Consider the following 432-nt stretch of genomic DNA (forward strand, 5'->3'; position numbering starts at 1 on the left):
GCCGCAGCAGCAGCCTGGACCGAAGCCTCACGCTCAATATTGGTCGCCTGCGCCGGAACGCCGACAGAAAGAACCAGACCGGACGCGGCAGCAATCACAGCAGCCTGGCGGCCCACGGAACCGGCATTCGAAGAAACAGCCTTGGAAATACTCTCCAACGGGCTAGTACGGACGGGCGCGGCACGGTGGCGGCCCAAAGCAGCAGTGTTCTTAGACACGAGTGATTACCTCTCCCAATGCCTGCGAGGTGAGCTGTCGGGTTCGGATGGGAGTCATCCGGCCATGGGAGCCCCGGCCTCAGCCAAGAACATCCACAACTTAACCCCAAGGGCCTCCTAAGAAGCCCGGAAGTTGGTTCCCCCGCCTCTGCCATGCGAAATCGTTGCGAACGGACCCCGGGAAGTGGCAGAGCTAGGCAATCCACCCGGAGGT

1 pseudogene and 1 riboswitch are annotated in these 432 nt (G+C 62.0%); the pseudogene reads right to left on the reverse strand.

What is annotated here, in order from left to right:
• Positions 1 to 218: pseudogene (locus tag HGO92_RS23535) on the reverse strand (C40 family peptidase); the annotation flags it as partial.
• 4 nt (positions 219 to 222) lie between these two features.
• A riboswitch (cyclic di-AMP (ydaO/yuaA leader) is annotated at positions 223 to 420 on the reverse strand.
• Positions 421 to 432: the final 12 nt, after the last annotated feature.

This window comes from Crystallibacter degradans (assembly GCF_012952295.1).
Classification (GTDB): Bacteria; Actinomycetota; Actinomycetes; order Actinomycetales; family Micrococcaceae; genus Crystallibacter; species Crystallibacter degradans.